The 25411-nt window shown below is 61.4% G+C and carries 23 protein-coding genes; 11 read left to right on the top strand and 12 right to left on the bottom strand.

Annotated elements, in window-relative coordinates; all coding sequences use genetic code 11:
- The first annotated feature begins 23 nt into the window (after nucleotides 1-23).
- Nucleotides 24-980 (top strand): CobW family GTP-binding protein, encoded by a 957-nt coding sequence (locus ACZ9GA_RS28400; RefSeq protein WP_457359076.1) that lies wholly within the window; start codon nucleotides 24-26, stop codon nucleotides 978-980.
- 47 nt (nucleotides 981-1027) lie between these two features.
- Here ACZ9GA_RS28400 and ACZ9GA_RS28395 read toward each other — a convergent pair whose 3' ends face one another.
- Complete coding sequence (locus ACZ9GA_RS28395; protein WP_457359078.1) at nucleotides 1028-1417, bottom strand: DUF3301 domain-containing protein; 390 nt, start codon at nucleotides 1415-1417, stop codon at nucleotides 1028-1030.
- 116 nt (nucleotides 1418-1533) lie between these two features.
- Here ACZ9GA_RS28395 and pdxY point away from each other — a divergent pair, with 116 nt between their 5' ends.
- Complete coding sequence (gene pdxY / locus ACZ9GA_RS28390) at nucleotides 1534-2406, top strand: pyridoxal kinase PdxY (RefSeq protein ID WP_457359080.1); 873 nt, start codon at nucleotides 1534-1536, stop codon at nucleotides 2404-2406.
- A 100-nt stretch (nucleotides 2407-2506) separates the two neighbouring features.
- Here the strand turns inward: pdxY and ACZ9GA_RS28385 are convergent, their stop codons facing one another.
- On the bottom strand, nucleotides 2507-2992 hold the full coding sequence (locus ACZ9GA_RS28385) for an acyl-CoA thioesterase (protein ID WP_027980892.1): 486 nt from the start codon (nucleotides 2990-2992) through the stop codon (nucleotides 2507-2509).
- Nucleotides 2993-3218: 226 nt separating this feature from the next.
- Here ACZ9GA_RS28385 and ACZ9GA_RS28380 point away from each other — a divergent pair, with 226 nt between their 5' ends.
- Nucleotides 3219-4976 (top strand): cation:proton antiporter, encoded by a 1758-nt coding sequence (locus ACZ9GA_RS28380; RefSeq protein ID WP_457359082.1) that lies wholly within the window; start codon nucleotides 3219-3221, stop codon nucleotides 4974-4976.
- Between the two features lie 132 nt (nucleotides 4977-5108).
- On the opposite strand, the gene ACZ9GA_RS28375 is transcribed toward ACZ9GA_RS28380, so the two are convergent.
- The 3 genes from ACZ9GA_RS28375 to uvrD all read right to left on the bottom strand — a co-directional run bounded on the left by ACZ9GA_RS28375 (nucleotide 5109) and on the right by uvrD (nucleotide 8878).
- Nucleotides 5109-5516, bottom strand: coding sequence for an SMI1/KNR4 family protein (locus tag ACZ9GA_RS28375; RefSeq protein ID WP_457359084.1), 408 nt, complete (start codon nucleotides 5514-5516; stop codon nucleotides 5109-5111).
- A 120-nt stretch (nucleotides 5517-5636) separates the two neighbouring features.
- Entirely contained in the window at nucleotides 5637-6485 is an 849-nt protein-coding gene (locus ACZ9GA_RS28370) for a Tim44 domain-containing protein (RefSeq protein ID WP_457359086.1), read from the bottom strand.
- A gap of 209 nt (nucleotides 6486-6694) precedes the next feature.
- The gene (gene uvrD / locus ACZ9GA_RS28365) at nucleotides 6695-8878 is read right to left on the bottom strand and encodes a DNA helicase II (protein WP_457359087.1); all 2184 of its coding nucleotides are present in this window, start codon (nucleotides 8876-8878) and stop codon (nucleotides 6695-6697) included.
- Nucleotides 8879-9040: 162 nt separating this feature from the next.
- On the opposite strand from uvrD, the gene ACZ9GA_RS28360 reads away from it, so the two are divergent.
- The 3 genes from ACZ9GA_RS28360 (at nucleotide 9041) to ACZ9GA_RS28350 (ending at nucleotide 13315) form a co-directional block, all read left to right on the top strand.
- Nucleotides 9041-11938 (top strand): putative bifunctional diguanylate cyclase/phosphodiesterase, encoded by a 2898-nt coding sequence (locus ACZ9GA_RS28360; RefSeq protein ID WP_457359089.1) that lies wholly within the window; start codon nucleotides 9041-9043, stop codon nucleotides 11936-11938.
- 88 nt (nucleotides 11939-12026) lie between these two features.
- Nucleotides 12027-12893: a transcriptional regulator HexR gene (gene hexR, locus ACZ9GA_RS28355; protein WP_008366995.1), complete on the top strand. Its 867-nt coding sequence runs from the start codon at nucleotides 12027-12029 to the stop codon at nucleotides 12891-12893.
- A gap of 203 nt (nucleotides 12894-13096) precedes the next feature.
- Nucleotides 13097-13315: a PA3496 family putative envelope integrity protein gene (locus ACZ9GA_RS28350; protein ID WP_457359091.1), complete on the top strand. Its 219-nt coding sequence runs from the start codon at nucleotides 13097-13099 to the stop codon at nucleotides 13313-13315.
- Here ACZ9GA_RS28350 and ACZ9GA_RS28345 read toward each other — a convergent pair.
- Nucleotides 13257-14219: a LysR family transcriptional regulator gene (locus tag ACZ9GA_RS28345; RefSeq protein ID WP_027980886.1), complete on the bottom strand. Its 963-nt coding sequence runs from the start codon at nucleotides 14217-14219 to the stop codon at nucleotides 13257-13259. The genes ACZ9GA_RS28350 and ACZ9GA_RS28345 overlap by 59 nt on opposite strands.
- A gap of 185 nt (nucleotides 14220-14404) precedes the next feature.
- Here ACZ9GA_RS28345 and ACZ9GA_RS28340 point away from each other — a divergent pair, with 185 nt between their 5' ends.
- A complete protein-coding gene (locus ACZ9GA_RS28340) occupies nucleotides 14405-15820 on the top strand; it encodes an acetyl-CoA carboxylase biotin carboxylase subunit (protein ID WP_457359093.1) in 1416 nt (471 codons plus the stop codon).
- A gap of 10 nt (nucleotides 15821-15830) precedes the next feature.
- On the top strand, nucleotides 15831-17639 hold the full coding sequence (oadA, locus tag ACZ9GA_RS28335) for a sodium-extruding oxaloacetate decarboxylase subunit alpha (protein WP_457359094.1): 1809 nt from the start codon (nucleotides 15831-15833) through the stop codon (nucleotides 17637-17639).
- A 454-nt stretch (nucleotides 17640-18093) separates the two neighbouring features.
- On the opposite strand, the gene ACZ9GA_RS28330 is transcribed toward oadA, so the two are convergent.
- The 3 genes from ACZ9GA_RS28330 to ACZ9GA_RS28320 all read right to left on the bottom strand — a co-directional run bounded on the left by ACZ9GA_RS28330 (nucleotide 18094) and on the right by ACZ9GA_RS28320 (nucleotide 20431).
- Entirely contained in the window at nucleotides 18094-18672 is a 579-nt protein-coding gene (locus ACZ9GA_RS28330) for a hypothetical protein (RefSeq protein ID WP_457359096.1), read from the bottom strand.
- Between the two features lie 107 nt (nucleotides 18673-18779).
- Nucleotides 18780-19613, bottom strand: coding sequence for an amino acid ABC transporter permease (locus tag ACZ9GA_RS28325; protein WP_457359098.1), 834 nt, complete (start codon nucleotides 19611-19613; stop codon nucleotides 18780-18782).
- Entirely contained in the window at nucleotides 19610-20431 is an 822-nt protein-coding gene (locus tag ACZ9GA_RS28320; protein WP_027980881.1) for an ABC transporter substrate-binding protein, read from the bottom strand. The genes ACZ9GA_RS28325 and ACZ9GA_RS28320 overlap by 4 nt, the downstream gene beginning before the upstream one ends.
- A 108-nt stretch (nucleotides 20432-20539) precedes the next feature.
- Between ACZ9GA_RS28320 and ACZ9GA_RS28315 the strand changes: the two genes are divergently transcribed.
- Nucleotides 20540-21436 carry a homocysteine S-methyltransferase family protein gene (locus tag ACZ9GA_RS28315; protein WP_457359099.1) on the top strand — a complete coding sequence of 299 codons (897 nt, stop codon included), beginning with the start codon at nucleotides 20540-20542 and terminating at the stop codon, nucleotides 21434-21436.
- Here the strand turns inward: ACZ9GA_RS28315 and ACZ9GA_RS28310 are convergent.
- Genes ACZ9GA_RS28310 through ACZ9GA_RS28300 form a run of 3 tightly spaced genes read right to left on the bottom strand, consistent with a single transcriptional unit; the run spans nucleotide 21433 to nucleotide 23193 of the window.
- Nucleotides 21433-22101 carry a GNAT family N-acetyltransferase gene (locus tag ACZ9GA_RS28310; RefSeq protein ID WP_457359101.1) on the bottom strand — a complete coding sequence of 223 codons (669 nt, stop codon included), beginning with the start codon at nucleotides 22099-22101 and terminating at the stop codon, nucleotides 21433-21435. The two genes, ACZ9GA_RS28315 and ACZ9GA_RS28310, sit on opposite strands and share 4 nt — an antisense overlap.
- 9 nt (nucleotides 22102-22110) lie before the next feature.
- Nucleotides 22111-22557: a GNAT family N-acetyltransferase gene (locus ACZ9GA_RS28305; protein WP_457359103.1), complete on the bottom strand. Its 447-nt coding sequence runs from the start codon at nucleotides 22555-22557 to the stop codon at nucleotides 22111-22113.
- Between the two features lie 9 nt (nucleotides 22558-22566).
- Complete coding sequence (locus tag ACZ9GA_RS28300) at nucleotides 22567-23193, bottom strand: FMN-binding negative transcriptional regulator (RefSeq protein WP_457359105.1); 627 nt, start codon at nucleotides 23191-23193, stop codon at nucleotides 22567-22569.
- A gap of 92 nt (nucleotides 23194-23285) precedes the next feature.
- Here ACZ9GA_RS28300 and pdxR point away from each other — a divergent pair, with 92 nt between their 5' ends.
- Both pdxR and ACZ9GA_RS28290 read left to right on the top strand, forming a co-directional pair.
- Nucleotides 23286-24830 carry a MocR-like pyridoxine biosynthesis transcription factor PdxR gene (gene pdxR / locus ACZ9GA_RS28295; protein WP_457363630.1) on the top strand — a complete coding sequence of 515 codons (1545 nt, stop codon included), beginning with the start codon at nucleotides 23286-23288 and terminating at the stop codon, nucleotides 24828-24830.
- Between the two features lie 26 nt (nucleotides 24831-24856).
- On the top strand, nucleotides 24857-25405 hold the full coding sequence (locus ACZ9GA_RS28290) for a hypothetical protein (protein WP_457359107.1): 549 nt from the start codon (nucleotides 24857-24859) through the stop codon (nucleotides 25403-25405).
- Nucleotides 25406-25411 lie beyond the last annotated feature (6 nt).

The raw sequence follows: 25411 nt of genomic DNA, 5'->3' as shown, positions 1-25411 counted from the left end.
TACCTCCATTCAAGAAACCACTGATGCTTGAAAATATACCCACTCACGTCATCGCCGGGCCCCTGGGGGCTGGCAAGACCAGCCTGATCCGCCAATTGATGGCGCAGCGGCCCGCGAATGAACGCTGGGCAGTGCTGATCAACGAGTTTGGCCAGATCGGGCTGGATGCCGCGTTGTTGAGCACTGGCGATGATGGTATCGCACTGGGCGAGGTGGCGGGGGGCTGCCTGTGTTGCGTCAATGGCGCGCCGTTCCAGGTGGGGTTGGGGCGATTGCTGCGCAAAGCCAGGCCTGATCGGTTGTTTATCGAGCCATCGGGGTTGGGACACCCGTCGCAATTGCTGGCGCAATTGCGCGAGGCACCGTGGCGCGGGGTGCTGGCGGTGCAGCCGGCGATCATGGTGCTGGATGGTCCGGCACTGGCCTGTGGACAACTTTTGCCGGAGCCTCAGCGGCAAGCGCTGTCGAATATGGGATTGCTGGTTGTGAATAAGTCTGCTGGATTGACTGTGGAAAACAGGCTGTTGATAACTTCTCAACTGCCTGATATTGATACATTTTTTACAAACGACGGGTTTTTGGATTTTTCCGATTTGGTACAGATGGACCTAGGGCCAGTTTTTGAGGCTGTGGATAAAATACCGGACTCTGCCGCTGAGCCGTTTCCGCTGTGGATAGATCCGTTTCACCCAATACGGGCTGTGCATAACCAGGCGGATGGCTGGAGCGTCGGTTGGCGCTGGCATCCAGAGCGAATATTCGACCTGGAAAAGTTGCATGACTTTTTATCCACAGTGCGCTGGAGACGAGCCAAGGGAGTTATCCACTCTGTGGATAAATGGGTGTCGATTAACGCTGTGGATAACGTTATACAGGGGTGGCAGGCCAGTGAATGGCGGCGCGATTCTCGGTTGGAACTGATTTTTGCCGAGGCGCAGGATGAGGTGGCGTTGGATAACTTGTTACGCGGGTGCCTGTGATGGCCAGCGCAGCCTGCGGCAGCGGCTACGCAGGCTGTAGCGTTTGATCAGGGGCGCCAGCGCTTGTGTTCCTGACGCCACTGGTCCATTTCGATGACCTCGGCGGTGGGGTGGGTCTTGATCTCGAACGGGTAGGGCGCCAGCTCGATCTGCACCGCGTGGCCGCCGAATTGAGTGATGGTGCCCGGGTGGCGCTGCTCGCCGGTCACGGTGAATTCAAAGTTATACACACGGGCAAAGCGGCGGCGGCCATTGGCGTCGCGCACGAAGGCGAAGCGCTTGAAGGCGACGTTTTCGTCCAGCAGTTCCAGGTCCAGCTTGGCGCAATGCTGCTTGACCCGCTCCAGCGCCCGCTCGCGCAGGCCATGGTTATGCCACAGCCAGGCAGCACCCGCGCCCAGCACCATCAGCACAAACAGATTTCCGAGGGTTAACATCGAGGAATGCTCCAACTAATTGTGCCCAGCTTAACTGCGACTTCGGTCTGTCGTACAGACGCCATTTGGCGCCATACTGCGCCCTCGAAAATCAGTTACCGCTGCGGGATATTTGCATGAAACGTACTCCACACCTGCTTGCCATTCAGTCGCATGTGGTCTTTGGCCATGCCGGCAACGGCGCCGCCGTGTTTCCCATGCAACGAATGGGGGTCAATGTGTGGCCGCTGAACACCGTGCAGTTCTCCAACCACACTCAGTATGGTCAGTGGGCGGGAGAAGTGTTGGCGCCGGCGCAAATTCCCGCGCTGGTGGAAGGGATTGCGACGATTGGCGAGTTGGGCAACTGCGATGCAGTGCTCAGCGGTTACCTGGGCAGCGCTGCCCAAGGTCGCGCCATCCTGGAAGTGGTGCGCAAGGTCAAGGCCACCAACCCCCACGCGCTATACCTGTGCGACCCGGTGATGGGCCACCCCGAGAAGGGCTGCAGCGTGCCATCCGAGGTCAGCGACTTCCTGCTGAGCGAAGCCGTGAGCGCCGCCGACCTGGTGTGCCCGAATCAGTTGGAGCTCAACACCTTCTGCGGTCGCCCGGCGCAGTCGCTGGAAGATTGCGTGGCCATGGCGCGTATGTTGCTGGCGCGTGGCCCCAAGGCCGTGTTGGTCAAGCATTTGGCTTATCCCGGCAAGGGCGCTGAAGACTTCGAGATGTTGCTGGTCAACGCTGAGGGCAGCTGGCATTTGCGCAGGCCTCTACTGGCTTTCGCGCGCCAGCCGGTGGGCGTGGGTGATCTGACCTCGGGGCTGTTCCTGGCCCGTCTGTTGTTGGGCGACAGCCAGGTGGCGGCGTTCGAATTCGCGGCCGCGGCGGTGCATGAAGTGCTGCTGGAAACCCAGGCCTGCACCAGCTACGAACTTGAGCTGGTGCGTGCGCAGGATCGCATTGTGCATCCGCGTGTGCGCTTTGAGGCGCAGCGCCTCACGGCATGACCCCGTAGCCGCTGCCGCCAGGCTGCGCTCGCCCTCACATACACCCGAACATTCAGGGTTGGAATCAGGGCCAGCGCAGCCTGGCGTCAGCGGCTACAAGTCAAAGACCGTCGTCTTTTATTTCCTGGTAGCGCTTCTCCAGTTCCTGGCGGATCTGGCGGCGCTGCTGCGCCTGCACGAAGCGGCGTTTCTCTTCGCTGGTCTCGGGCTCCAGGCGCGGCACCTGGGCCGGCTTGCGCTGGTCGTCCACGGCCACCATGGTGAAGAAGCAGCTATTGGTGTGGCGTACCGAGCGCTCACGGATGTTTTCCGTGACCACCTTGATACCGACCTCCATCGAGGTGTTGCCGGTGTAGTTCACCGACGCCAGGAAGGTCACCAGTTCACCGACGTGAATCGGCTCGCGGAAGATCACCTGATCCACCGACAGGGTTACCACGTAGCGGCCGGCATAACGGCTGGCGCAGGCGTAGGCCACTTCGTCGAGGTACTTGAGCAAGGTGCCGCCGTGCACATTGCCAGAAAAGTTGGCCATGTCCGGGGTCATCAGAACAGTCATCGACAACTGGGCGTTTCCGGGTTCCATAGTGCGCTCACGGTAATGTTGCTGTAGTTAAGGGGCGACGCCTATCTTGGCGCTTGCCCACATGGACAAATCCCATCCTTTCGGGACGTCGACCATTGGCCTGACGTCACAGCCGGGGCGCCGAGCGCCAACGGATCTGTTTCCACTTGTTGCATCGGCATTTCCGCAAGTTTCACGGTGTTAACCTCAGATTTGAGATGTTACACCGTGAACAGGAGCCGCACCCATGCATGCCATCAGTTTCATCCAGGACCTGGCCGTGATCATGCTGATAGCCGGGGTGGTCACGGTGATTTTCCATCGCCTGCGCCAGCCCGTGGTGCTGGGCTACATCGTCGCCGGCTTCGTGATCGGCCCGCACACCCCGCCCTTTGGCCTTATCCATGATGAAGACACCATCAAGACGCTCGCCGAGCTTGGGGTGATTTTCCTGATGTTCTGCCTGGGGCTGGAGTTCAGCCTGCGCAAGCTGTTCCGGGTAGGCGCCACGGCCTTTATCGCGGCCTTCCTGGAAATCGTGCTGATGATCTGGATCGGTTACGAGATCGGCCGTTGGTTTGGCTGGGGCACCATGGACTCGCTGTTCCTGGGCGCGATTCTGGCTATCTCTTCCACCACTATCATCGTCAAGGCGCTCAACGACCTGAAGATGAAGAACCAGCGCTTCGCCCAACTGATCTTCGGGGTGCTGATCGTCGAGGACATACTGGGCATCGGCATCATTGCCTTGCTGTCCGGCATTGCCGTCAGCGGCTCGGTGAGCTCCGGCGAAGTGTTTTCCACCGTGGGCAAGCTGTCGCTGTTCATGATCGTCGCCCTGGTAGTCGGGATTCTGCTGGTGCCGCGGCTGCTGGCCTATGTGGCGCGGTTTGAAAGCAACGAGATGCTGTTGGTGACTGTGCTGGGGCTGTGTTTCGGGTTCTGCCTGCTGGTGGTCAAGCTTGAATACAGCATGGTGCTGGGGGCGTTCCTGATCGGTGCGATCATGGCCGAGTCCCGTCAGTTGCTGAAGATCGAGCGCCTGATTGAGCCGATCCGCGACATGTTCAGCGCCATTTTCTTCGTGGCCATCGGCTTGATGATCGACCCGGCCATTCTGGTCGAGTACGCCTGGCCTATCGCTGTGATTACCGTCGCCGTGGTGCTGGGCAAGATGGTTTCCTGCGGCCTTGGGGCATTTATCGCCGGTAATGATGGGCGTACGTCGCTGCGGGTAGGGATGGGCTTGTCGCAGATTGGTGAGTTCTCTTTCATCATCGCCTCGCTGGGCATGACCTTGCAGGTGACCAGCGACTTTCTGTACCCGGTGGCGGTGGCGGTATCGGTGCTGACGACCTTGTCCACGCCTTATCTCATCCGGGCCGCTGACCCGCTTGCCGGCAAACTCGCAGGCTGGGTGCCCGTGCGGGTGGCGCGGGTGTTCGGGCTATATGGCGAATGGTTGCGCAGTATTCAGCCCCAAGGCCAGGGGGCGTTGCTGGCGAGCATGATCCGGCGGATTCTGCTGCAGGTCGGTGTGAACCTGGCGCTGGTGATGGGGATATTCTTCAGCGCCGCCTATTTCGCCGACCCTATCGCCGCTTATCTCGCCCATTGGGTCGAGGAGGCGCGCTGGCACAACGCGTTAATCTGGGGGGCATCGCTGTTGCTGTCGCTGGCGTTCCTGATTGCCGCGTATCGCAAGCTCAAGGCGCTGTCGATGTTGCTGGCGGAAATGGGTGTGAAACCCGAGATGGCAGGGCGGCATACCGAGCGGGTGCGGCGCGTGGTGGCCGAGGTCATCCCGCTGGTGTCGCTGCTGGTGATTTTCCTGCTGCTGGCGGCACTGTCGGCCAGCATTCTGCCGACCAGCGAATTGCTGGTGGTGGTAGGGCTGGTGGCGGCTGCGGTTGCAGCGGTGTTGTGGCGCTGGTTTATCCGCGTGCACACGCGCATGCAGGTAGCGCTGTTGGAAACCCTTGGCAACAACGCGGAGCCTCACTGACCTGTAGCTGCTGCGGCAGGCTGAGGCTACAGGACGGCGTCGTTTGCATCGCGACCAAGGTCGGCTCCTACGCCGTACGTGGTAGGAGCCGACCTTGGTCGCGATGCAGGCGACGCCGTTACGCGGTTGGAATCAGCTTTCCAGCCAGACGTCGCGCGCCCAGTGCCATACCGATTCCCAGCTTTCCTCGGTGACCAGCTCTTCTTCGCCGGACCACAGCACCACGGTGCCGTCTTCTTCGACGCAGTAGAAGTCTTCACCGTCCTGGCAGATCGGAATCAAGTCACGGGGCACGCCCGAGTCCCAGGCATTGGCCGCCACTTCCGGCAGGTAGGTATGCGACTGCGGATCGGTAGCGGTGACGGGCTCGAGGCTGCCGTACACAACGTCGCTGACCGTCAGCAGGAATTCCTTGAAGACGAACGGGATATTGATGAACAGTTGTTCTTCGATCTCGACCAGTTGGTCCTCATCGGGCAACTCGAGTGGAACGGGGACCGGTTCATTGGCTTCCCGGAGTTGTTCGATCACTTCTTCCACGGCATGTTTCCTCTCAACGAATTGCGCGGTGCGGTTTATACATTAGCTGGATATTTCCGCAATGTTAAAAATGAAAAAACCCCGGCATGAGCCGGGGTCTTGTGAAGCGGCGCCGCTGGATCAGCCGTTCTGGCGGATACCGGCAATCAGCCAAGGCTGGTTGTCGCCCTGCGGACGTTCCATGTTCCAGCTTTCGCTGAACACTTCGCCCTGGTCAAAACGCGAGGTCTTGGAGACGCCGCTGAAGGTCAGGGTGGCGATGGTCTTGTCGGCGCGATCGTCGACGCCATCCAGTTGCACATTCAGGTTGTCGATGTAGGTGGACTGGAAGTTGTCGCCCAGGCTGGCGCGTTCCTGACGCAGGAACTGCAGCATTTGCGGGGTCACGAACTCGGCGATCTTGTCCATCTCGTTGGCGTCCCAGTGTTGCTGGATCGCTTCGAAGTGGCTGCGGGCAGCGTTCAGGAAGTTCTGTTCGTTGAACCAGGCCGGTGCATTGATGACCGGGCGCGCAGGCTGGCCACCGCCGCTGCCGAAGATCGGCTGTGCAGGTTGCTCGAAGGCCTCACGCTGGAACGGCGCGCCGGCGGGAGCCAGTTGCTCCTGCTGCTTGCGCCGACGGGCGGCGATGAAGCGGAAGATCACGAAGGCGATGACCGCCATGATCAGGATGTCGAAGAACTGCATGCCCTGGAAACCACCGCCCATGAACATGGAAGCCAGCAGGCCGCCTGCGGCGATGCCGGCCAGTGGGCCGAGCCATTTCGAAGCGCCACCGGCCGCACGGGCAGGGGCTGCGGCTGCAGCAGCGCCCGCGCCAGCTCCGGCAGAAGACGGTGCCATCTGTTGGGTCTGGTGGGTGGGCGCAGCGCCCATGCTCTTGCCGCCACCGAAACGCTTGGCGTGAGCGTCGATACTCATCGTCAGGCCGATGCACAGCGCCAGGGCGATGCTGAGAAAACGTTGCATATGGGGAGTCCCGTGTGTGGATTGCACTGAAGCCATGTTGCACAGAAGGGCAGGCCATGGCCAGTGACATAGTGTTTCGAGCTTTTACAGGGGGAAACAATCACGCGTGATACGTAGCCGCTGCCGCGAGGCTGCGCGGGCCTTCCCATGCTCTGGAGATCTCCAGCGAGGCAGGGGGCCAGCGCAGCCTGGCGGCAGCGGCTACAGGATCAGAGAGCTTCGAGCTTGGCGTAGCCCATCATCAGCCACTTGCTGCCTTCGCTGAAGTTGACCTGCACCCGCGCCTGGGCGCCAGAGCCTTCGAAGTTGAGGATCACGCCTTCGCCAAACACTGCGTGCTGCACGCGCTGGCCCAGGCTGAACTCGGTCTGCGGGATGTTGGCACCGCCGAACAGGCTGCTGGAGTTCTGTTTCTGGCCCGAGCCGAACGGCCGGCTGACGCTGTTGGAAAGGCGCACTTCCTGCACCAGACCCGCCGGAATCTCGCGTACGAAACGCGAGACCTTGTTGTAGGTCTCGCTGCCATACAGCCGCCGGGTTTCGGCGTAGGTCATCACCAACTGTTCCATGGCACGGGTGATGCCCACGTAGGCCAGGCGCCGCTCTTCTTCAAGGCGGCCGGGCTCTTCCAGGCTCATCTTGTGCGGGAACAGGCCTTCTTCCATGCCCACCAGGAACACGTGGGGGAATTCCAGGCCCTTGGCACTGTGCAGGGTCATCAGCTGGATGCTGTCTTCGTGCTCGTCGGCCTGGGTGTCGCCAGCTTCGAGCGAAGCATGGCCCAGGAAGGCGGCCAGCGGCGTCAGGTCTTCGTCTTCCTCGGTGGTTTCGAAGTTGCGCGCCGCGCTCACCAGTTCTTCAAGGTTTTCTACCCGTGCCTGGCCCTTTTCACCTTTTTCTTCCTGGTGATAAGTGATCAGCCCGGACTGCTCGATGACGGTCTGGGTCATCAGATGCAACGGCATCTCCATGACCTTGGCTGCCAGGTTCTCGATCAGCTCCATGAACGCGCCCAGGGCATTGCCGGCACGGCCGGTCAGGCCCTTGTTGGCCACCAGCTGGCGCATGGATTCCCACATGGAAATCTCGGAGTGGCGGGCGTGGTCGCGGATGGCTTCGACGGTCTTCTCGCCGATGCCGCGCGGTGGCACGTTGATAATGCGTTCCAGCGCCGAGTCGTTGCCACGGCCTTCCAGCACGCGCAGGTAGGCCATGGCGTTCTTGATTTCGGCCCGCTCGAAGAAGCGCTGGCCGCCGTAGATGCGATACGGGATACGCTCGCGCAGCAGGGCTTCCTCCAGCACCCGCGACTGGGCGTTGGAGCGGTACAGAATGGCGATATCGCTGCGCGACATGCCTTTCTTGATGGCCGCCTCGATGGTTTCCACCACGTAGCGCGCTTCATCATGTTCGTTGAACGCGGCGTACAGGCTCAACGGCTCGCCGTCGCCGCCGTCGGTCCACAGCTCCTTGCCCAGACGGCCGGTGTTGTTGGCGATCAGGGCGTTGGCGGCTTTCAGGATGCCCGCAGTGGAGCGGTAGTTCTGCTCCAGGCGGATGGTTTCCACATCCGGGAAGTCGGCGGAGTACTGGTGGATGTTCTCGATTTTCGCGCCACGCCAGCCGTAGATCGACTGGTCGTCGTCGCCTACCACCATCAGGCTGTCGCCACCCTGTGCCAGCAGACGCAACCAGGCGTACTGCACGGCGTTGGTGTCCTGGAACTCGTCCACCAGCAGGTGGCGGAAGCGGCGCTGGTAGTGCTCCAGCAGGCCTTTGTTGTCACGCCACAGGTCCAGGGCGCGCAACAGCAATTCGGAAAAGTCGATCACGCCGGCACGGGCGCAGGCCGCCTCGTAGGCTTCGTAGATGGACTTCATGGTGCCCAGGAACATGTCGCCGCTGGCCTGGATATGTTGCGGGCGCAGGCCCTCATCCTTCTGGCCGTTGATGAACCACTGCGCCTGGCGAGCAGGCCAGCGCTGTTCGTCCAGGCCCAGTTCGCGGATCACCCGTTTGACCAGACGCTGCTGGTCATCGCTGTCCAGGATCTGGAAGTTCTGGTTCAGGTTCGCTTCCTGCCAATGGGCCCGCAGCAGGCGGTGCGCCAGGCCGTGGAAGGTGCCCACCCACATGCCGGCCGGGTTGATACCCATCAGCTGCTCGATACGCTGGCGCATCTCGGCAGCGGCCTTGTTGGTGAACGTCACCGACAGGATCGAGTGGGGGGAGGCCTGTTCGACCTGGATCAACCAGGCGATACGGTGCACCAGCACTCGGGTTTTACCGGAGCCAGCACCGGCCAGGACCAACTGACGGCCAACAGGGGCCGCTACGGCCTGCCGTTGGGCATCGTTGAGGGAATTCAGCAGAAGGGAGAGGTCATCGCGCATCCCGCCATTTTAGGGTGCTGGACAAGATTGGAGCAAACCCGGCGTGCGAGCGGTCGATAAAATACCGCCGACGATCCGTGTGCGGCAGGGCTTTGGCACGGCGCAGCGCTTGTGTATGCTCCGTGCACGACAAGGCTCAGCACACCAATAAGAATACTGCCTATGACACTTGCTACAGGTCCTGCTTCCACGGAGGGGCAACGGGATATTCGCCGCAAATACGCCGCCCAGTTGGCGGTAGAGCGCACGCGCCTGCTGTATCAGGGCTCCCTGCTGCCTACGTTGCTGATGCTGCTCAACGGGCTGTTCTGTGCATGGCTGCTGTGGGAGCCGCAGCATTACCTGCTGGTGAGCATCTGGCTGGTGTGGCTGACCGCGCTGGTAGCCATGCGCGTGATCCAGGTTGCCGCCTTTGATTCAGCCATTCCCGACCGTCAGGCCAATCCCAATTGGTTGCGCATGTTTCTGTTCGGCTCGGCCATCAGCGGCCTGACGCTGGCGGGCGCGGCCATCCTGCTGGTGCCGACTGACAGCTTCGTCCAACAGGCCTGGGTGTTTGGCCTGCTTGGCGCAGCCACGCTGTCAGCCAGTGTTGCCTACGCCGTCAGCCTGCCGGCCTTCCTGAGTTTCGCCTTGCCGTGCCTGCTACCGCCCATCGGTTTTCTGTTCATGATCGGCACCGGTGCCCAGCATGGCTGGGGCTGGCTGGGCCTGATCCTGCTGGGGGCGTTGTCGGTAGTGGCCTGGCAGGTCAATCGCCTGATCGAGCGTGGCCTGCTGCGCCGGTTCCAGAACCAGGAGTTGATCGAAAACCTGCAACAGGCCCACGTCGGCAGCGCCCGCCTCAATCAGGAACTGGCCCGCGAAGTGGAGCAGCGTCGCCGCGTCGAAGGAGAGTTGCGTGAAGCTCAGGCTGGCCTGGAAGACCGTGTGGCCCAGCGCAGTCATGAACTGGACCTGGCCAACCAGGCCCTGAGCAAGAGCGAGGCGCGCCTGGCCCTGGCGCTGGAAGCCAGTGAGTTGGGGCTGTGGGACTGGGACCTGCAGTCCGACGAAGTGCACCACACCCACGTCAAACAGCTATTCGGCCTGGACCCTGAATACGTCACGGCCATGCTGCGCCACCTCAAGCCACGCCTGCACCCCGAGGATGTGCCACACCTCAAGCGTGCCTTGGTCGAGCACATGAAGGGCCGCACCGAGGATTACCGCATCGAGTACCGCGTGCGCCACAGCGATGGTCGCTGGCGCTGGATCGAAGACCGTGGCCGCGCCGTCGAGCGGGCTGATGGCGGCAAGGTGCTGCGCATGCTAGGCACCCGCCGCGATATCAGCATCAGCAAGGCCCATGAAGACCAGCAGCGCCTGTCGGCGATGGTTTTCGAGGCGGCCAGCGAAGGCATCATCATTCTCGACAGCGATTGGCAGGTGCTGTCGATCAACGAGGCCTTCATCAAGGTCACCGGTTACTCGCGCGAGGAAGTGCTGGGCCGCAATGTGGTGGAGCTGCCATGCAGCCGCGACGCCCGCAGGCACCATCGCCAGATCGATGAGGCCCTTCACTTGTCGGGGCAATGGCAAGGCGAGCTGGTTGAGGCGCGCAAAAGCGGCGAACTTTATCCACAGTGGTTGCAGTTGAGCGTTGTGCGCGATCATCGGGGAAACATCAGCCACATCATCGCATTCTGCGCCGATCTGTCTTCCCGTCGCGAATCGGAAGAGCGGATGCGCTTCCTCACCCATTACGACGAGCTGACCGGCTTGGCCAACCGCGCCCTGTTCCGCGAGCGCTTGCAGGAAGCCAACCAGCGTGTCCGCCAGGGCGGCCGCAGCCTGGCGTTGCTGCACATCAACCTCGATCGGTTCAAGCTGCTCAACGAAACCATGGGCCATGAAAGTGCCGACCAGTTGCTCAAGCAAATGGCCCGTCGCATCACTAACGCTTTGCCCGAGGCGGACACCATTGCGCGGTTGTCGGGCGATGAGTTCGCCGTGCTGTTCGACGCCTACGCCAACCTGTCCAGCCTGGCGCGGGTCACCAGCCGGCTATTGGCCAAACTGCGCTTGCCGCAGATGATCGAGAACCAGGAACTGGTGGTCAGCGCCTCCGTCGGTATCAGCCTGCTGCCCGACAATGCCCGGGATGTATCGGCGCTGGTGGGGCAGGCGATCATGGCCATGCAGCACGCCAAGCATCTGGGCGGCAACAATTTTCAGTTTTATACCGAGAGCCTGCAGGCCAGCACCCTGGAGCGTCTGCAACTTGAGCAGCAATTGCGCAAAGCCATCGACGAAAACCAGCTGGAAGTCTTCTACCAACCCAAGCTGTGCCTGGCCAGTGGCCGTTTGAACGGTGCCGAAGCGCTGGTGCGCTGGCGCCACCCGACCATGGGCATGGTGCCGCCGGGCGAGTTCATCGGCCTGGCTGAAGAAACCGGCCTGATCGGCCCAATCGGTGAGTGGGTGCTGCGCCAGGCGTGCTGGCAGGCGTGCGAATGGCAGCGCCAGGGGCTGGCGCCGATTCGCATGTCGGTGAACTTGTCAGTGCATCAGTTGCGGCAGGGCAAGTTGGTCAGCCTGGTGCGCCAGGTGCTCGACGATACCGGGCTGGCGCCGCACTACCTGGAGCTTGAGCTCACCGAAAGCCAGTTGCTGGACAGCGTGGAGCACATCATCGCCACCTTCCATCAGTTGCAGGCGCTGGGGATAAAACTTGCCATCGACGACTTCGGAACCGGCTACTCTTCCCTGAGCTACCTCAAGCGCTTCCCGGTGGATTACGTGAAGATCGACCAGGCTTTCATTCGCGGCCTGGAGGAAGGTAGTGAAGATGCGGCCATCACCCGCGCCATCATCGCCATGGCTCACAGCCTGCAATTGAAAGTGGTGGCCGAAGGTGTTGAAACGCACGCGCAGCTTTCGTTTTTGAACGCGCATGGATGTGACGAAATTCAGGGTTACCTGATCAGCAAACCGGTGGAAGCCCAGGCTTTTGGCGGGTTGCTGGCGGAAGACCGTGATTACCGTCCTCAGCACGAACAGGTTCATTCGCGAACTTGACCATCGTTTAGCTGGGCGTGTCGCAGGTCATGTAGTATAACTACAAGAAAGCTACATCGGTCTTATGATCCTGAACGAGTCCTGCCCATTGAACCTGTTGCAACACATCGCCCAGTCTCGCCACCTGTTACGCAAGTCGGAGCTCAAGGTCGCCGACCACGTGCTGCTCGACCCTGCGGCCGTGATGCACAGCTCCATGGCGGACCTGGCGCACAACGTTGGCATCAGCGAACCGACCATCGTGCGTTTTTGCCGGGCGATTGGTTGTTCCGGCTTCCAGGACCTCAAGCTCAAGCTGGCCCAGAGCCTGGCGGCAGGCGCCAGTTTCGGGCAGTTCGCCATCCACGAAGATGATTCGGTGGCGGACTACAGCCTGAAAATCTTCGATACCACCCTGCACACCCTGATGGAAGTGCGTGAGCATCTCGATGCCCAGGCCTTGCAGCGTGCCGTGACCGCCATGGCTCAGGCGCAGCGGGTGGAGTTTTATGGTTTCGGCGCTTCCGGTGCCGTGGCGGCTGATGCCCAGCACAAGTTTTTCCGCCTGTTGCTGACGGCCGCCGCGTACTCCGACCCGCATATGCAGGCGATGTCGGCCGTGACCCTTAAGCCGGGTGATGTGGCCATCTGCATCTCGCAGTCCGGGCGTTCCAAAGACTTGCTGATCACTGCCAACCTGGTACGCGAGAGCGGTGCCACATTGATTACGCTGTGCCCAAGCCAGACGCCGTTGGCGGAGTTATCCACAGTCAATCTGGCGATCGATGTGCACGAAGACACCGAGATCTACACGCCGCTGACCTCGCGCATTGCCCATCTGGTGGTGATCGACGTGCTGGCCATGGGCGTTGCCATGGCGCGTGGCCCTAGCCTGGTGAATCACCTCAAGAGCGTGAAGCGCAGCTTGCGCAGCCTGCGGTTGTCACCCAAGTCGGTCAAAGCGCTCGACGATTGATACCGCACGCCCCCTGTAGCCGCTGCCGCCAGGCTGCGCTGGCCCGTATTGCCGCTTCAAATCTGCAGCGCACTCAGGGGCCAGCGCAGCCTTCGGCAGCGGCTACAGGGATCAGGTTTCATTGAACAGTCATTTCCCCGCCAGCAAATCGTAACCGCCAAAGCCCAGTCTGAAGTCCCCGCACTCGAACTGGGAGAGACGCAATGGCTCGTTACTTCGATGGCTCGCAGGACCAAGGCACCAACAAAACCAAGCGCCAGCAGGAAGACCAGCGCCGCATGGAATTCCGCCGCGCAATCGAAAGCTACTCCGAGCAGCGCCGCCTGCTGCAGGAAATCGCTGACTTCCCCGATCTTGATTCCATCAATTACTGGCAGGCAACGTCGGCAAACGTCCAGAAAAACGTTCAGCCAGGGCGGTGATCTGCGCCCGTTCCATGCGGATGAACGCCTGAAAGGCCAGCGCCACCGGCGATAGCCGTTTGGCCTTGGCCTGCACGATGCACCAACTGCGATAAAGCGGCAGTTCTTCGACCGGTAGTTCTTTGAGCACCCCCGTGGCCAACTCCATGTTCAATGCATGGCGGGTCAACAGGGCCAGGCCAAGCCCGGCGATGACGCTTTCGCGCTGTGCATCGGCATTGGCCACCTCGATGGTCTGCGTGAAGTGCACGCGTTTTTCCTTGAAGTACTCCTCGCAAGCCTTGCGCGTGCCCGAACCCTGTTCGCGCATCAGCAGTGTGTGTGGCTCCAGGTCCTGCAGGCGCAGGCGTTCCAGCTTGCACAGCGGATGATCCGGCGGCGCCACGGCGACGATCGGGTTGTTGAGGAACGGCATGAACTCCAACCCCATGTCCTGGGGCACCATCGACATGATGATCAGATCGTCGCGGTTATCCGACAGGCGACGGATGGCCTGTGCGCGATTGCACACCGTCAGGCTAAGGTTTACCTCGGGGTGCTGGCGCTTGAAGGCGGCGAACAGGTGCGGCACGAAGTATTTGGCGCTCGATTCCACCGCCAGCTTGAGCTGGCCTTGCAGCGAGCCCTGCATGTCCGAAAGCTGCATGTCGAAGCTTTCCAGCCGCCCGAAGATGTCCCGGCTGGCCCGTTGCAGCGCTTCGGCGGCCTCGGTGAGATAGAGTTTTTTGCCTACATATTCGAACAGTGGCTGGCCAACCAGCTCTTCCAGCTGCCGAATCTGCAGGCTGACAGCGGGTTGGGTCAGCGACATTTCCTCTGCAGCGCGGCTGTAAGAGCGCAGATCGCAGACTTCGTTGAAAATCTGCAGTTGTCGTAATGTCATACGCATCAATGACTTACGCATGATGTAGTCCTCGTTGCCGCGCCAGGGTCGCCTGACTATAAGGCTTCCTTTATGGCTGACCTAACAAATATTGATTTTTGTTAATTGTTGCACGGCGCTACTGTGAAGGTGCGACTGGCCGAGCGGGCCGGGTCATGCGCCGACTGGTTTTGCCGGTCGACAGTCAACGGTCGAGGAACATCCAAGTGATAAAAAAGATCCTGATCGCCAACCGTGGTGAAATCGCCGTACGAATCGTGCGTGCCTGCGCCGAAATGGGCATTCGCTCCGTCGCGATCTATTCCGACGCCGATCGGCATGCCTTGCACGTGAAGCGTGCCGACGAGGCCCACAGCATTGGCGCCGAACCGCTGGCCGGGTATTTGAACCCGCGCAAGCTGGTAAACCTGGCCGTGGAAACCGGCTGTGATGCCCTGCATCCTGGTTATGGCTTCCTGTCGGAAAACCCCGAGCTGGCTGACATCTGCGCCGAACGCGGGATCAAATTCATCGGGCCTTCGGCTGAAGTCATCCGCCGCATGGGTGATAAGACCGAAGCGCGCCGCAGCATGATCAAGGCCGGCGTGCCGGTTACCCCCGGTACCGAAGGCAACGTTGCCGACATCGAAGAAGCCCTGGCTGAAGGTGACCGCATTGGTTACCCGGTGATGCTCAAGGCCACCTCCGGTGGTGGCGGCCGCGGTATCCGCCGCTGCAATAGCCGTGAAGAGCTTGAGCAGAATTTCCCGCGGGTGATCTCCGAAGCCACCAAGGCTTTCGGCTCGGCTGAAGTGTTCCTGGAAAAATGCATCGTCAATCCCAAGCACATCGAAGCGCAGATCCTGGGTGACAGCTTCGGCAACGTGGTGCACCTGTTCGAGCGCGATTGTTCGATCCAGCGCCGCAACCAGAAGCTCATCGAGATCGCCCCCAGCCCGCAACTGACGCCTGAGCAGCGCGCCTACATCGGCGACCTGGCCGTGCGCGCCGCCAAGGCCGTGGGCTATGAGAATGCCGGCACCGTGGAGTTCCTGCTCGCCGAGGGCGAGGTGTACTTCATGGAAATGAACACTCGGGTGCAGGTGGAACACACCATCACCGAGGAAATCACCGGTATCGACATCGTGCGCGAACAAATTCGCGTGGCCTCGGGCCTGCCGCTGTCGGTGAAACAGGAAGACATTCATCACCGTGGTTTCGCGTTGCAGTTCCGCATCAACGCCGAAGACCCGAAGAACAACTTTTTGCCCAGCTTCGGCAAGATCACCCGCTACTACGCCCCCGGCGGCCCCGGCGTGCGCACCGATACGGCGATCTACACCGGCTACACCATCCCGCCGTTCTACGACTCCATGTGCCTGAAGCTGGTGGTGTGGGCGTTGACCTGGGAAGAAGCCATGGACCGCGGCCTGCGGGCCCTGGACGACATGCGCGTGCAGGGGGTGAAGACCACCGCCGCGTACTACCAGGAAATCCTTCGCAACCCCGAATTTCGCAGTGGCCAGTTCAATACCAGCTTCGTGGAAGCCCACCCTGAACTGACCAACTACTCGATCAAGCGCAAACCCGAAGAGCTGGCCCTGGCCATCGCCGCCGCCATCGCCGCCCACGCAGGCCTGTGAGGAACCCATAATGTCCAAGAAAATCTTCGTTACCGACACAATCCTGCGCGACGCCCACCAGTCCCTGCTGGCCACCCGCATGCGCACCGAAGACATGCTGCCTATCTGCGACAAGCTCGACAAGGTCGGCTACTGGTCGCTGGAAGTGTGGGGCGGCGCCACCTTCGACGCCTGCGTGCGGTTCCTCAAGGAAGACCCGTGGGAGCGCCTGCGCAAACTGCGCGCCGCCTTGCCCAACACTCGCCTGCAGATGCTGTTGCGCGGCCAGAACCTGCTGGGCTATCGCCACTACAGCGATGACGTGGTGCGTGCCTTCGTCGCCAAGGCGGCGGTGAACGGCATCGATGTGTTCCGTATCTTCGACGCCATGAACGATGTGCGTAACCTGCGCGTGGCCATCGAGGCCGTGAAGGCCGCCGGCAAGCACGCCCAGGGCACCATCGCCTACACCACCAGCCCGGTGCACACCATCGACGCTTTCGTGGCCCAGGCCAAGAAGATGGAAGCCATGGGTTGCGACTCGGTGGCGATCAAGGACATGGCCGGCCTGCTGACTCCTTACGCCGCTGGCGAGCTGGTGCGTGCGCTGAAAGCCGAGCAGTCGTTGCCGGTATTCATCCACTCTCACGACACCGCCGGCCTGGCTGCCATGTGCCAGCTGAAGGCTGTGGAAAACGGCGCCGATCATATCGACACCGCCATCTCCAGCTTCGCCTGGGGCACCAGCCACCCGGGCACCGAGTCCATGGTTGCGGCGCTCAAGGGCAGCGAATTCGACACCGGCCTGAGCCTGGAGCTGTTGCAGGAAATCGGCCTGTACTTCTACGCCGTGCGTAAGAAATATCACCAGTTCGAAAGCGAATTCACCTCGGTCGATACCCGCGTGCAGGTCAACCAGGTACCGGGCGGGATGATTTCCAACCTGGCCAACCAGCTCAAGGAGCAGGGCGCCCTCAATCGCATGAACGAAGTGCTGGCCGAGATCCCGCGGGTTCGTGAAGACCTGGGCTTCCCGCCGCTGGTAACCCCGACTTCGCAGATTGTCGGCACCCAGGCGTTCTTCAACGTGCTGGCCGGCGAGCGCTACAAAACCATCACCAATGAGGTGAAGTTGTACCTGCAGGGCGGCTACGGCCAGGCCCCCGGCCAGGTAAACGAGAAGCTGCGTCGTCAGGCCATCGGCAGCGAAGAAGTGATCGACGTCCGTCCGGCCGACCTGCTCAAACCGGAGATGGTGCGTCTGCGTGGCGAGATTGGCACCTTGGCTACCTCCGAAGAGGACGTACTGACCTACGCCATGTTCCCGGACATTGGTCGCAAGTTCCTCGAAGAACGCGCGGCCGGCACGCTGACCCCCGAAGTGCTTCTGCCAATCCCCGAGCCTGGCAAGGCGCCATCGGCGGGCGGTGAAGGGGTGCCGACCGAGTTCGTCATCGACGTGCACGGCGAAACCTACCGCGTCGACATCACCGGTGTGGGCGTCAAGGCTGAAGGCAAACGCCACTTCTACCTGTCCATCGACGGCATGCCGGAAGAAGTAGTGTTCGAACCGCTCAACGAATTTGTTGGCAGCGGCATCGGCAAGCGCAAGCAGGCCAGCGAGCCGGGCCATGTCAGCACCACCATGCCGGGCAACATCGTCGATGTGCTGGTGAAGGAGGGCGATGTGGTCAAGGCTGGCCAAGCGCTGCTGATCACCGAGGCGATGAAGATGGAAACCGAAGTACAGGCGCCGATTGCCGGCAAGATCACCGCCATTCACATCGCCAAGGGCGACCGGGTGAACCCGGGCGAGATCCTGATCGAAATCGTCGCCTGATCAACGTTTAACCTCTGGGGGGCTTCGGCCCCCCTTTTTTTTCATCCCCCCACCCCTGTAGCCGCTGCCGCAGGCTGCGCTGGCCCTGTTCCCCACCGCAGCTCTCCAGCGCACACAAATGCCAGCGCAGCCTGGCGGCAGCGGCTACGCGTACATCTGTAGCCGCTGCCGCAGGCTGCGCTGGCCCTGTTCCCCACGGCAGATATCCAGCGCACACAAAGCCCAGCGCAGCCTGCCGGCAGCGGCTACGCGTGCATCTTTAGCCGCTGCCGCAGGCTGCGCTGGCCCTGTTCCCCACGGCAGATATCCAGCGCACACAAAGCCCAGCGCAGCCTGCCGGCAGCGGCTACGCGTACATCTGTAGCCGCTGCCGCAGGCTGCGCTGGCCCTGTTCCTCACCGCAGATATCCAGCGCACACAAAGTCCAGCGCAGCCTGGCGGCAGCGGCTACGGATCATTTCTTGAAGGGGAGGTGCGCCAGCAATTGTTGCTGGATTTCCTTGCAGGAAACCCGCGATGTACCGACCTTGAACATGCCTTCCTCTTGCAGGTAGCTGAACTTCACAAAGAGGTTATTGCCCTGCTGTTTTTCCTTGGGGCTGGCTTTCATCAGCTTGGCCATGAACAGCGCGATCTGTTCCGCCTGGCTGGCTTCACGCACCGCGTTGCCCCAGACGCCTATCGCAAAGTCCGCCAAGCCTTTGGCCACCGCATTCAGCGGGAATACCCCCTCAAAGCGATCCTTGGGCACGTACAGCGACACGCCCATGTAGAGGGTTTGCAGGCTTTTGATATCGCTGACAATGCTGCGGCTGCTCGAGCGCTCCAGCAATTCCGCGATTTGCAACGCGGTACCGACGATGGCGAGCGGTTTCACGCCAGCCCCGGTTTCGGAGAAAAGGTACTGATTCTTGCTGTCCGGCACCGCCTTGTGCATTTCGCCGCGGTCCAGAATGATGCTGTGGTATTTGTTAACGTGCAGTTGCGGGGCAGGGACTCGCCACCATTCGGCAGCTTCAACGTAGTTGCTCATGATTTTTCCTCTTTCAGTGGTCAGGGCGTACTGAGTACGCCGCTAACACTGGCCTGAAAGTGGACCGCTAAAAATTCGGTAAATGTTCCGCCAAGGGAGCCATCACCTCAGCGGCGTTCACGGTAGGCCTTGCCGTAATAGGCTTCCAGCCGCGCCTGCACCAACTCCATGCCGATCGACATGACCCAATACAGAATCGCCGCCGTCGTCAGCATTTCGATGTAGCGGTAACTGGACCGCCCATACGATTGCGCCAGGAACATCACCTCCCACACCCCCATCACCGAAATCAGCGACGAGTCCTTGAGCATCGAGATGAACTGGTTGGTGGTGGGTGGGATGATGGTTCGCATCGCCTGGGGCAGGGTGACTCGCCAGAAGATTTGCGCCGGGCGCAGCCCCAATGCCAGGGCAGCTTCACGCTGGCCGGCGGCAACGCCGATGATGCCGGCGCGGAATATCTCGCTCAGGTAGGCGCCGTAGTTCAGCGACAGGGCGATGATGCCCGCGCTGATCGCCCCAGGCACGATGCCCAGTTGCGGCAGGCCCAGGTAAATCAGCAGGATCTGGATCAGCAAAGGTGTGCCGCGGAAAAACGAGGCATAGAAGCTGGCGACGCCAAAGGCCACCGCGCTATTGGACAGCCGCGCCAACGCCGTGGCGAAGCCCAGCAGTACCGAGACCACGATCGAACACAGACACAGGAACAGCGTCAGGGCCGCGCCTTGCAGGAAGCCATTGGGCGCCAGGTGCCAGCCCACCAGGTTTGGCAGTTTGTCGAGAATGATCGACAGTTTCAGGTCAAAACTGAGGAAAAACGCCGCGAACAGGGCGAACATCGCCGCCCAGGTCAGGTACAGCCGGGTACGGAACGTGAACACCCGCTGCAGCAGGCTTTCGCGGACCTGCTGGGGCAGGCGTGGGGGCTCGAAGGAAGTCATTTACTGATGTCGGCGCCGATCCATTTCTGCGAAAGCTTGCTCAGCGTGCCGTCCTGCTTGAGCTGGGCGAACACCTCGCGCACCTTGGCGTCCCACTGCGGGTCGCCTTTCTCGATGGCTACCGAGTTGGGCTCTTCATACAGCGGCGCGCCGGCCAGTTTGAAGCGTTTGTCCTGGTTCAAACGTGGCTGCGCAGTCACCAGGTTGGTGAGGATCGCGTCCAGACGTTTGCCAGCGCCCAGGCCCAGGTCCTGGAAGGCCACGTTGTCGGTGTCGTACGGGGCAATTTCGACGTTGTCGAATGGATACACCAGCGGCTTGTCCTCGGCGCCTTCAATCACCAGGTTTTTGTTCAGGTAGCTTTCGTAGCTGGAAGCGCTGGTAAGGCCGACTTTCTTGCCGGACAAATCCTTGGCCGAATGAATGCGGTCATCGTTGGCGTTGACCACGATCACGGCGGGCGAGGCGTAGTACTCCACCGGGAAGTCGAATACTTCGGCGCGGGCCTTGCTCGGGGTCATCGAGCAGATGCAGATGTCATAGCGCCCGCTCCAGTGGCCGGCGGCGATCACGTCCCAGGACGGGGTCTCCAGGCGCAGGGTCACGCCCAGCTTGGCGGCAACGGCCTTGGCCACGTCCACATCGAAGCCATCCAGCTGGTTCTGTTCGTTGAGGAACGAGAACGGTGGATAACTTTCCATCAGCACGCCCACCAGTTCCTTGTGGTCCTGCACGCGTTGCAGCGTGGCGCCGGCCAGGGCTTGGGTAGAGGCGGCCAGGGTGATCAGGCCGATGCCTAGCAGAGCGCGTAGATTCACAGGGTTCCCCAAAAAAACGGTTGTAAGTTAATTGAATGGCCGTATTAAATAGTTATAAGTAACTCGCTCATAGTGAGTTTTTTTCATATCGATATAAGCGGATGGCATATGACCAAAGCGGCAGTGGTAATTCTCGATGGCGGCATGGGCCGTGAGTTGCAGCGCCGTGGCGCCCCGTTCAGGCAGCCCGAGTGGTCTGCGCTGGCGTTAGGGGAAGCGCCGGACGCGGTTCGCGATGTCCACGCCGCTTATATCGATAGTGGTTCGCAGGTAATCACCAGCAACAGCTACGCGGTGGTGCCGTTCCATATTGGCGAGGAACGCTTTGCCCGCGAAGGTGAGGCGCTGGCCAGCGTGGCTGGGCGTCTGGCCCGGGAAGCAGCGGATGCGGCGTCGGGCAAGGCGCGGGTGGCGGGTTCGTTGCCGCCGCTGTTTGGCTCATATCGCCCGGATCTGTTCCAGCCGCAACGCGTGGAAGAATTGCTGCAGCCGCTGGTGCGCGGGCTGGCACCCCATGTGGACCTGTGGCTGGCCGAGACCCAAAGCTGCATCGCCGAGGCACGGGCCATTCGCGCCGGCCTGCCGGCAGACGGCAAGCCGTTCTGGCTGTCGTTCACGCTCAAGGATGAGGACACCGATGAGGTGCCACGCCTGCGCTCCGGCGAGCCCGTGGCCGATGCGGCCAAAGCCGCAGCCGAGCTGGGCGTGCAAGTGCTGTTGTTCAACTGCAGCCAGCCCGAAGTGATTGGCGCGGCCATCGATGCGGCCCGTGACACCTTCGCCGCCCTGGGCGCCGAGGTTGCTATCGGCGCCTACGCCAACGCCTTCCCGCCGCAACCCAAGGACGCCAAGGCCAACGATGGCCTGGACGAGCTGCGCGAAGACCTCGACCCGCCAGGCTACCTGCAGTGGGCCGCCGACTGGCGCGCTCGGGGCGCCACCCACATCGGCGGTTGCTGCGGTATCGGCCCGGAACACATCGCCGTGCTGGCCGCCGGGCTTTAACCGGCGCGCAGCTGGCTCAGGCTCTTGAGCTGACCGTCCGGGCCCTGGTTGGCATCCGCCAGCCAGGCCTCGAACGCGGCGTGCACGGCCGGCCATTGGCCGTCAGTGATCGAGTACCAGGCCGTGTCGCGGTTCTGGCCTTTGACGATCATGTGCTGCCAGAACACCCCTTCAAAGGTAAAGCCCAGCCGTTCGGCTGCTTGCTTGGAGCGCGCGTTGGCGTTGTTGCACTTCCACTCCAGGCGGCGATTGCCCAGTGCGAAAGCCAGCTTCGCCAGCAGGTACACCGCCTCGGTGCTTTTAGGCGTGCGCTGCATCGGCGCGCCGAAGGCCACATGGCCGATCTCGATACGGCCATGTTCAGGCACGATCGACATCAGGCTGAGAATGCCCTCGGCCTTGCCACTGGCCAGGTCGATCACTGTGTAGAACAGCGGGTCGGTGCTGGCGGCCTGGCCCTTGAGCCAGGCATCGAACAGGCCGCGCTCGGTGAACGGGCCGTATGGCAGATAATCCCACAGCTTCGGATCGGGCCCCTGCAGCGCTGCCCACAGGTCATCGCCGTGATGGCCGACATCCAGTCTCTCCAGGCGGATAAAGCGGCCTTGCAAGGTTGAGCCGCTGGGTTCAACAGCGGGTTGCCAGTCGGTGACGGGGTTGGACATGATCAATTCCTACACAGCTTTGCGAAATTGGATGAAGCCAGGGCGTTCGGCCACGCGCTCGTACAACTGGATGGCCGTGGCGTTGGTTTCGTGGGTCAGCCAGTGCACCTTCACGCAGCCATTGGCCGCAGCGGTGGCGTACACGTGTTCGATCAGCTTGCGGCCTACGCTCAGCCCTCGTGCTTCTTCAGCGACGAAAAGGTCCTGCAGGTAGCAGGAATTTTCGATGGACCAGTTCGAACGATGGTAGATGAAGTTGACCATGCCGATGGCGCGGCCGTCCTGCCAGGCCAGTGCGGCATTGGTCGGTTCGGCTACATCAAGCATGCGCTGCCAGGTGACATCGCTGACCGCCTGGGCCAATTCGGTGTTGTAGAAGCGCAGGTAGGCCTGCCATAGGGGCAGCCAGTGGGCGTGGTCGGCGGCGCTGACCGGGCGGATTTCAACGGATGACATGCAGACTCCTCAAGGCGTCATGAGCTGGGCAACGGCGTTGTCCAGGGGATCGGTGCTGGCCGCCAGGCCCTGTTGCACGCCGGCGATGTCGGCGGCGCTGCGGTTCTGGCTGAGCTTGCGCTTGCCTTCCAGGCGGGCAATCGGCAACTCGAAGCCGACGATGGCCTTCAGCATGCTTTGCAGGTAATCGGCTGGCGCGTCATCCACCGCCCAGGGTTTGGGCTGGCTGGCTTCGTGACGATCGGTGAGCTGACTGACCAGTGTGCGTAGGCGCTCGGGCTCGCTGAATACCTCGGCGGTGCCGTAAGCGTGCACGGCGAGGAAATTCCAGGTAGGTACCGCTTTACCGTGCTCAGCTTTGCTGGGGTAGAAGTTGGGGCTGACGTAGGCGTCGGCGCCGCTGAAGATCACCATTGCCTCGCTGCCGTTTTCCAAGTCGCGCCATTGCGGGTTGGCCCGGGCCAGGTGGCCGCGCAGGGTGCCGAACTCGCCTGCGCGGTGGTCCAGCAACAGCGGCACGTGGCTGGCCAACAGGCCGTTCTCGCCGTGGGTCACGACAATGGCCAGGCGGCTTTCCTCCATCTGCTGCTGCAGGCGCTGGATGTCCTGGTCGTGGAAAGCGGCGGGTAGGTACATGTCTCGATATTCCTCGGTGGATGTGGCTATCCTAGGCAGTGGATTGGACCTTTGTAAGATCCATTTACTGTCGTTTTCATAGGGCCATTGTCGTGACGATCACCTCCCCCGCGTTGCAATTCGACCCTGCCGGTATCCAGCTGGACGCTACTCGTGGGCTCAGCCGTGGTTTGTATCAGGCCCTGCGCCAACGGGTGCTTGATGGGCGCCTGGCCAGCGGCACACGGATGCCCGCCAGCCGTGATCTTGCCGGGGCGCTGGGGGTGTCGCGCAACACCGTCGTTCGCGCTTACGACCAGTTGTACGCCGAGGGCTTCCTGCAGGGGAGGGCGGGCGATGGTACTTATGTGGCAGTGCTTGAGGCGCCTGCGAAAAAACTATCCACAAAACTGTCCACAGGGTTATCCCTGGGTTTTTCCACAGGTTTATCCACAAAATCGGCTGAAAATACTGGGTTTTCGTCCAGTAAACTTATCCACAGCGAAGCGTTCAAGTTGCTCGACGAGCACCATATTTCGCCCGTGCGCAGCGGCCCGCCAAGGGCATTTCGGGTGGGTGTTCCAGCCTTCGACCTGTTCCCGTTCGCCACGTGGGCCAAGCTTTCCGCGGCTTTCTGGCGTGGACCGGACCCGGCGTTGCTCGGTTATGGCGACCCTGCGGGTGACCCTGGCTTGCGTGCGCTGATCGCAGCTTATTTGCGCAGTTCGCGTGGACTCAACTGCACCGCTGAGCAAATTCTGATCACCACCGGTGCACAGGAGGCAATTGGGCTTTGTGCACAGTTGCTGGTGGACGCCGGAGACACGGTCGCTGTGGAAAATCCTGGCTACCGGGCGGCAGGGCATGCGTTCGCCAATGCTGGCGCCGTGCTCAAGGGCGTGCCGGTGGATGGCGAAGGCTTGGTATGCGCCGCGCTTGAGCAAATCCAGGGTTGCCGCATGGTTTATGTCACGCCGGCGCACCAGTACCCCACTGGCGTCACCCTGAGCCTGGCGCGTCGCCTGGCACTGCTGGAGTGGGCCGAGCGCAACCAGGGCTGGATCATCGAAGACGACTACGACGGCGAGTACCGCTACAGCGGCGCACCGCTGGCGCCGTTGGCCGCGCTGGATCGCAGTGGGCGGGTGTTGTACGTGGGTACCTTTGGCAAGGTGGCATTTCCGGCGCTGCGGCTGGGCTATCTGGTCGTGCCGCCTGCCTTGGCTGAAGCGTTCTCGCGCAAGCGCGCGGTAGCCATGCGCCATTCGGAGATTGGCACCCAGCGAGTAATGGCGCGATTCATTGCCAATGGGCATTTTCAGCGGCACATACGGCGCATGCGCAGGGCAGCGTTGGCACGACGGGATGCGTTGTTGCAGCACTGGCCTGTGGATATCTCTGGGGTGGGCGCGTTGCCCACGGTTTCCGCGGGATTGCACTTGACGATCCCGGTGGAAAGCTTGGCGCGGGAGCAGGAACTGGTGATGAAGGCCGAGGAGGCGGGCGTGGAGTTAAATGCGCTGAGTCATTACTGGCTGAGCGATTCCGAGGTGCCTGTGGATAACCGTGCGGGGTTGGTGCTGGGGTTTGCGGCGGTGGATGAAGGCTCTACGATAAACGCGCTAAGGGTGCTGCGCAGGGCCTGGAGCAGCACATGACATAAAGGCTGTTTAAGGATAAGAGCTTGAAAATAGACGAAGTTACGGCATGGAAGCCCTTCATCACGTCTTTTGGCGAAGTGATGGACCTGTCGTTCCTCGATGCCCACCAAGCGTTTTATCGGCACGAAAAAGCGGACAAGCCTCCCATAACGTACGAATTCTGGGTGACCTATTCTTTCCATTGTTTTGCGAAAGATTACAGCGCTTTGACTCAGGACCAGCGTCAGCAGTTGATGTACCACGGCCCGAGAGAATCTCGGCCGTTTTGCCACGTTCGGTATGGACTTGCTAAATCATATCTTCGGCTAATCATTGGCAATTTAGGTTCCCCTGAAGCGCTCGTTCGCCACGCCGGCTGGGAAAGCTATGCCACGGCCAAAATTATCGACAGTTCAGGTATTGAGCTGTGGTACATGGTGCCATTCAAGGTGTTCAGGGAGCGTAAAAAATTCCGCATACACGTCACGAGTGCATATCCCGTCGCAGAAAAGCCGGGTGGTGACAAGGTTGGGTTTTTTACGATCGCACATAACTTGAAAGCAGGGAAAGCACTGCCCAAGCCACGTAAATAGATACGA

Source organism: Pseudomonas sp. TE3644 (genome assembly GCF_056278815.1).
Note: the sequence above shows the minus strand (reverse complement) of the source record. Positions and strands in the feature narration are given on the sequence as shown.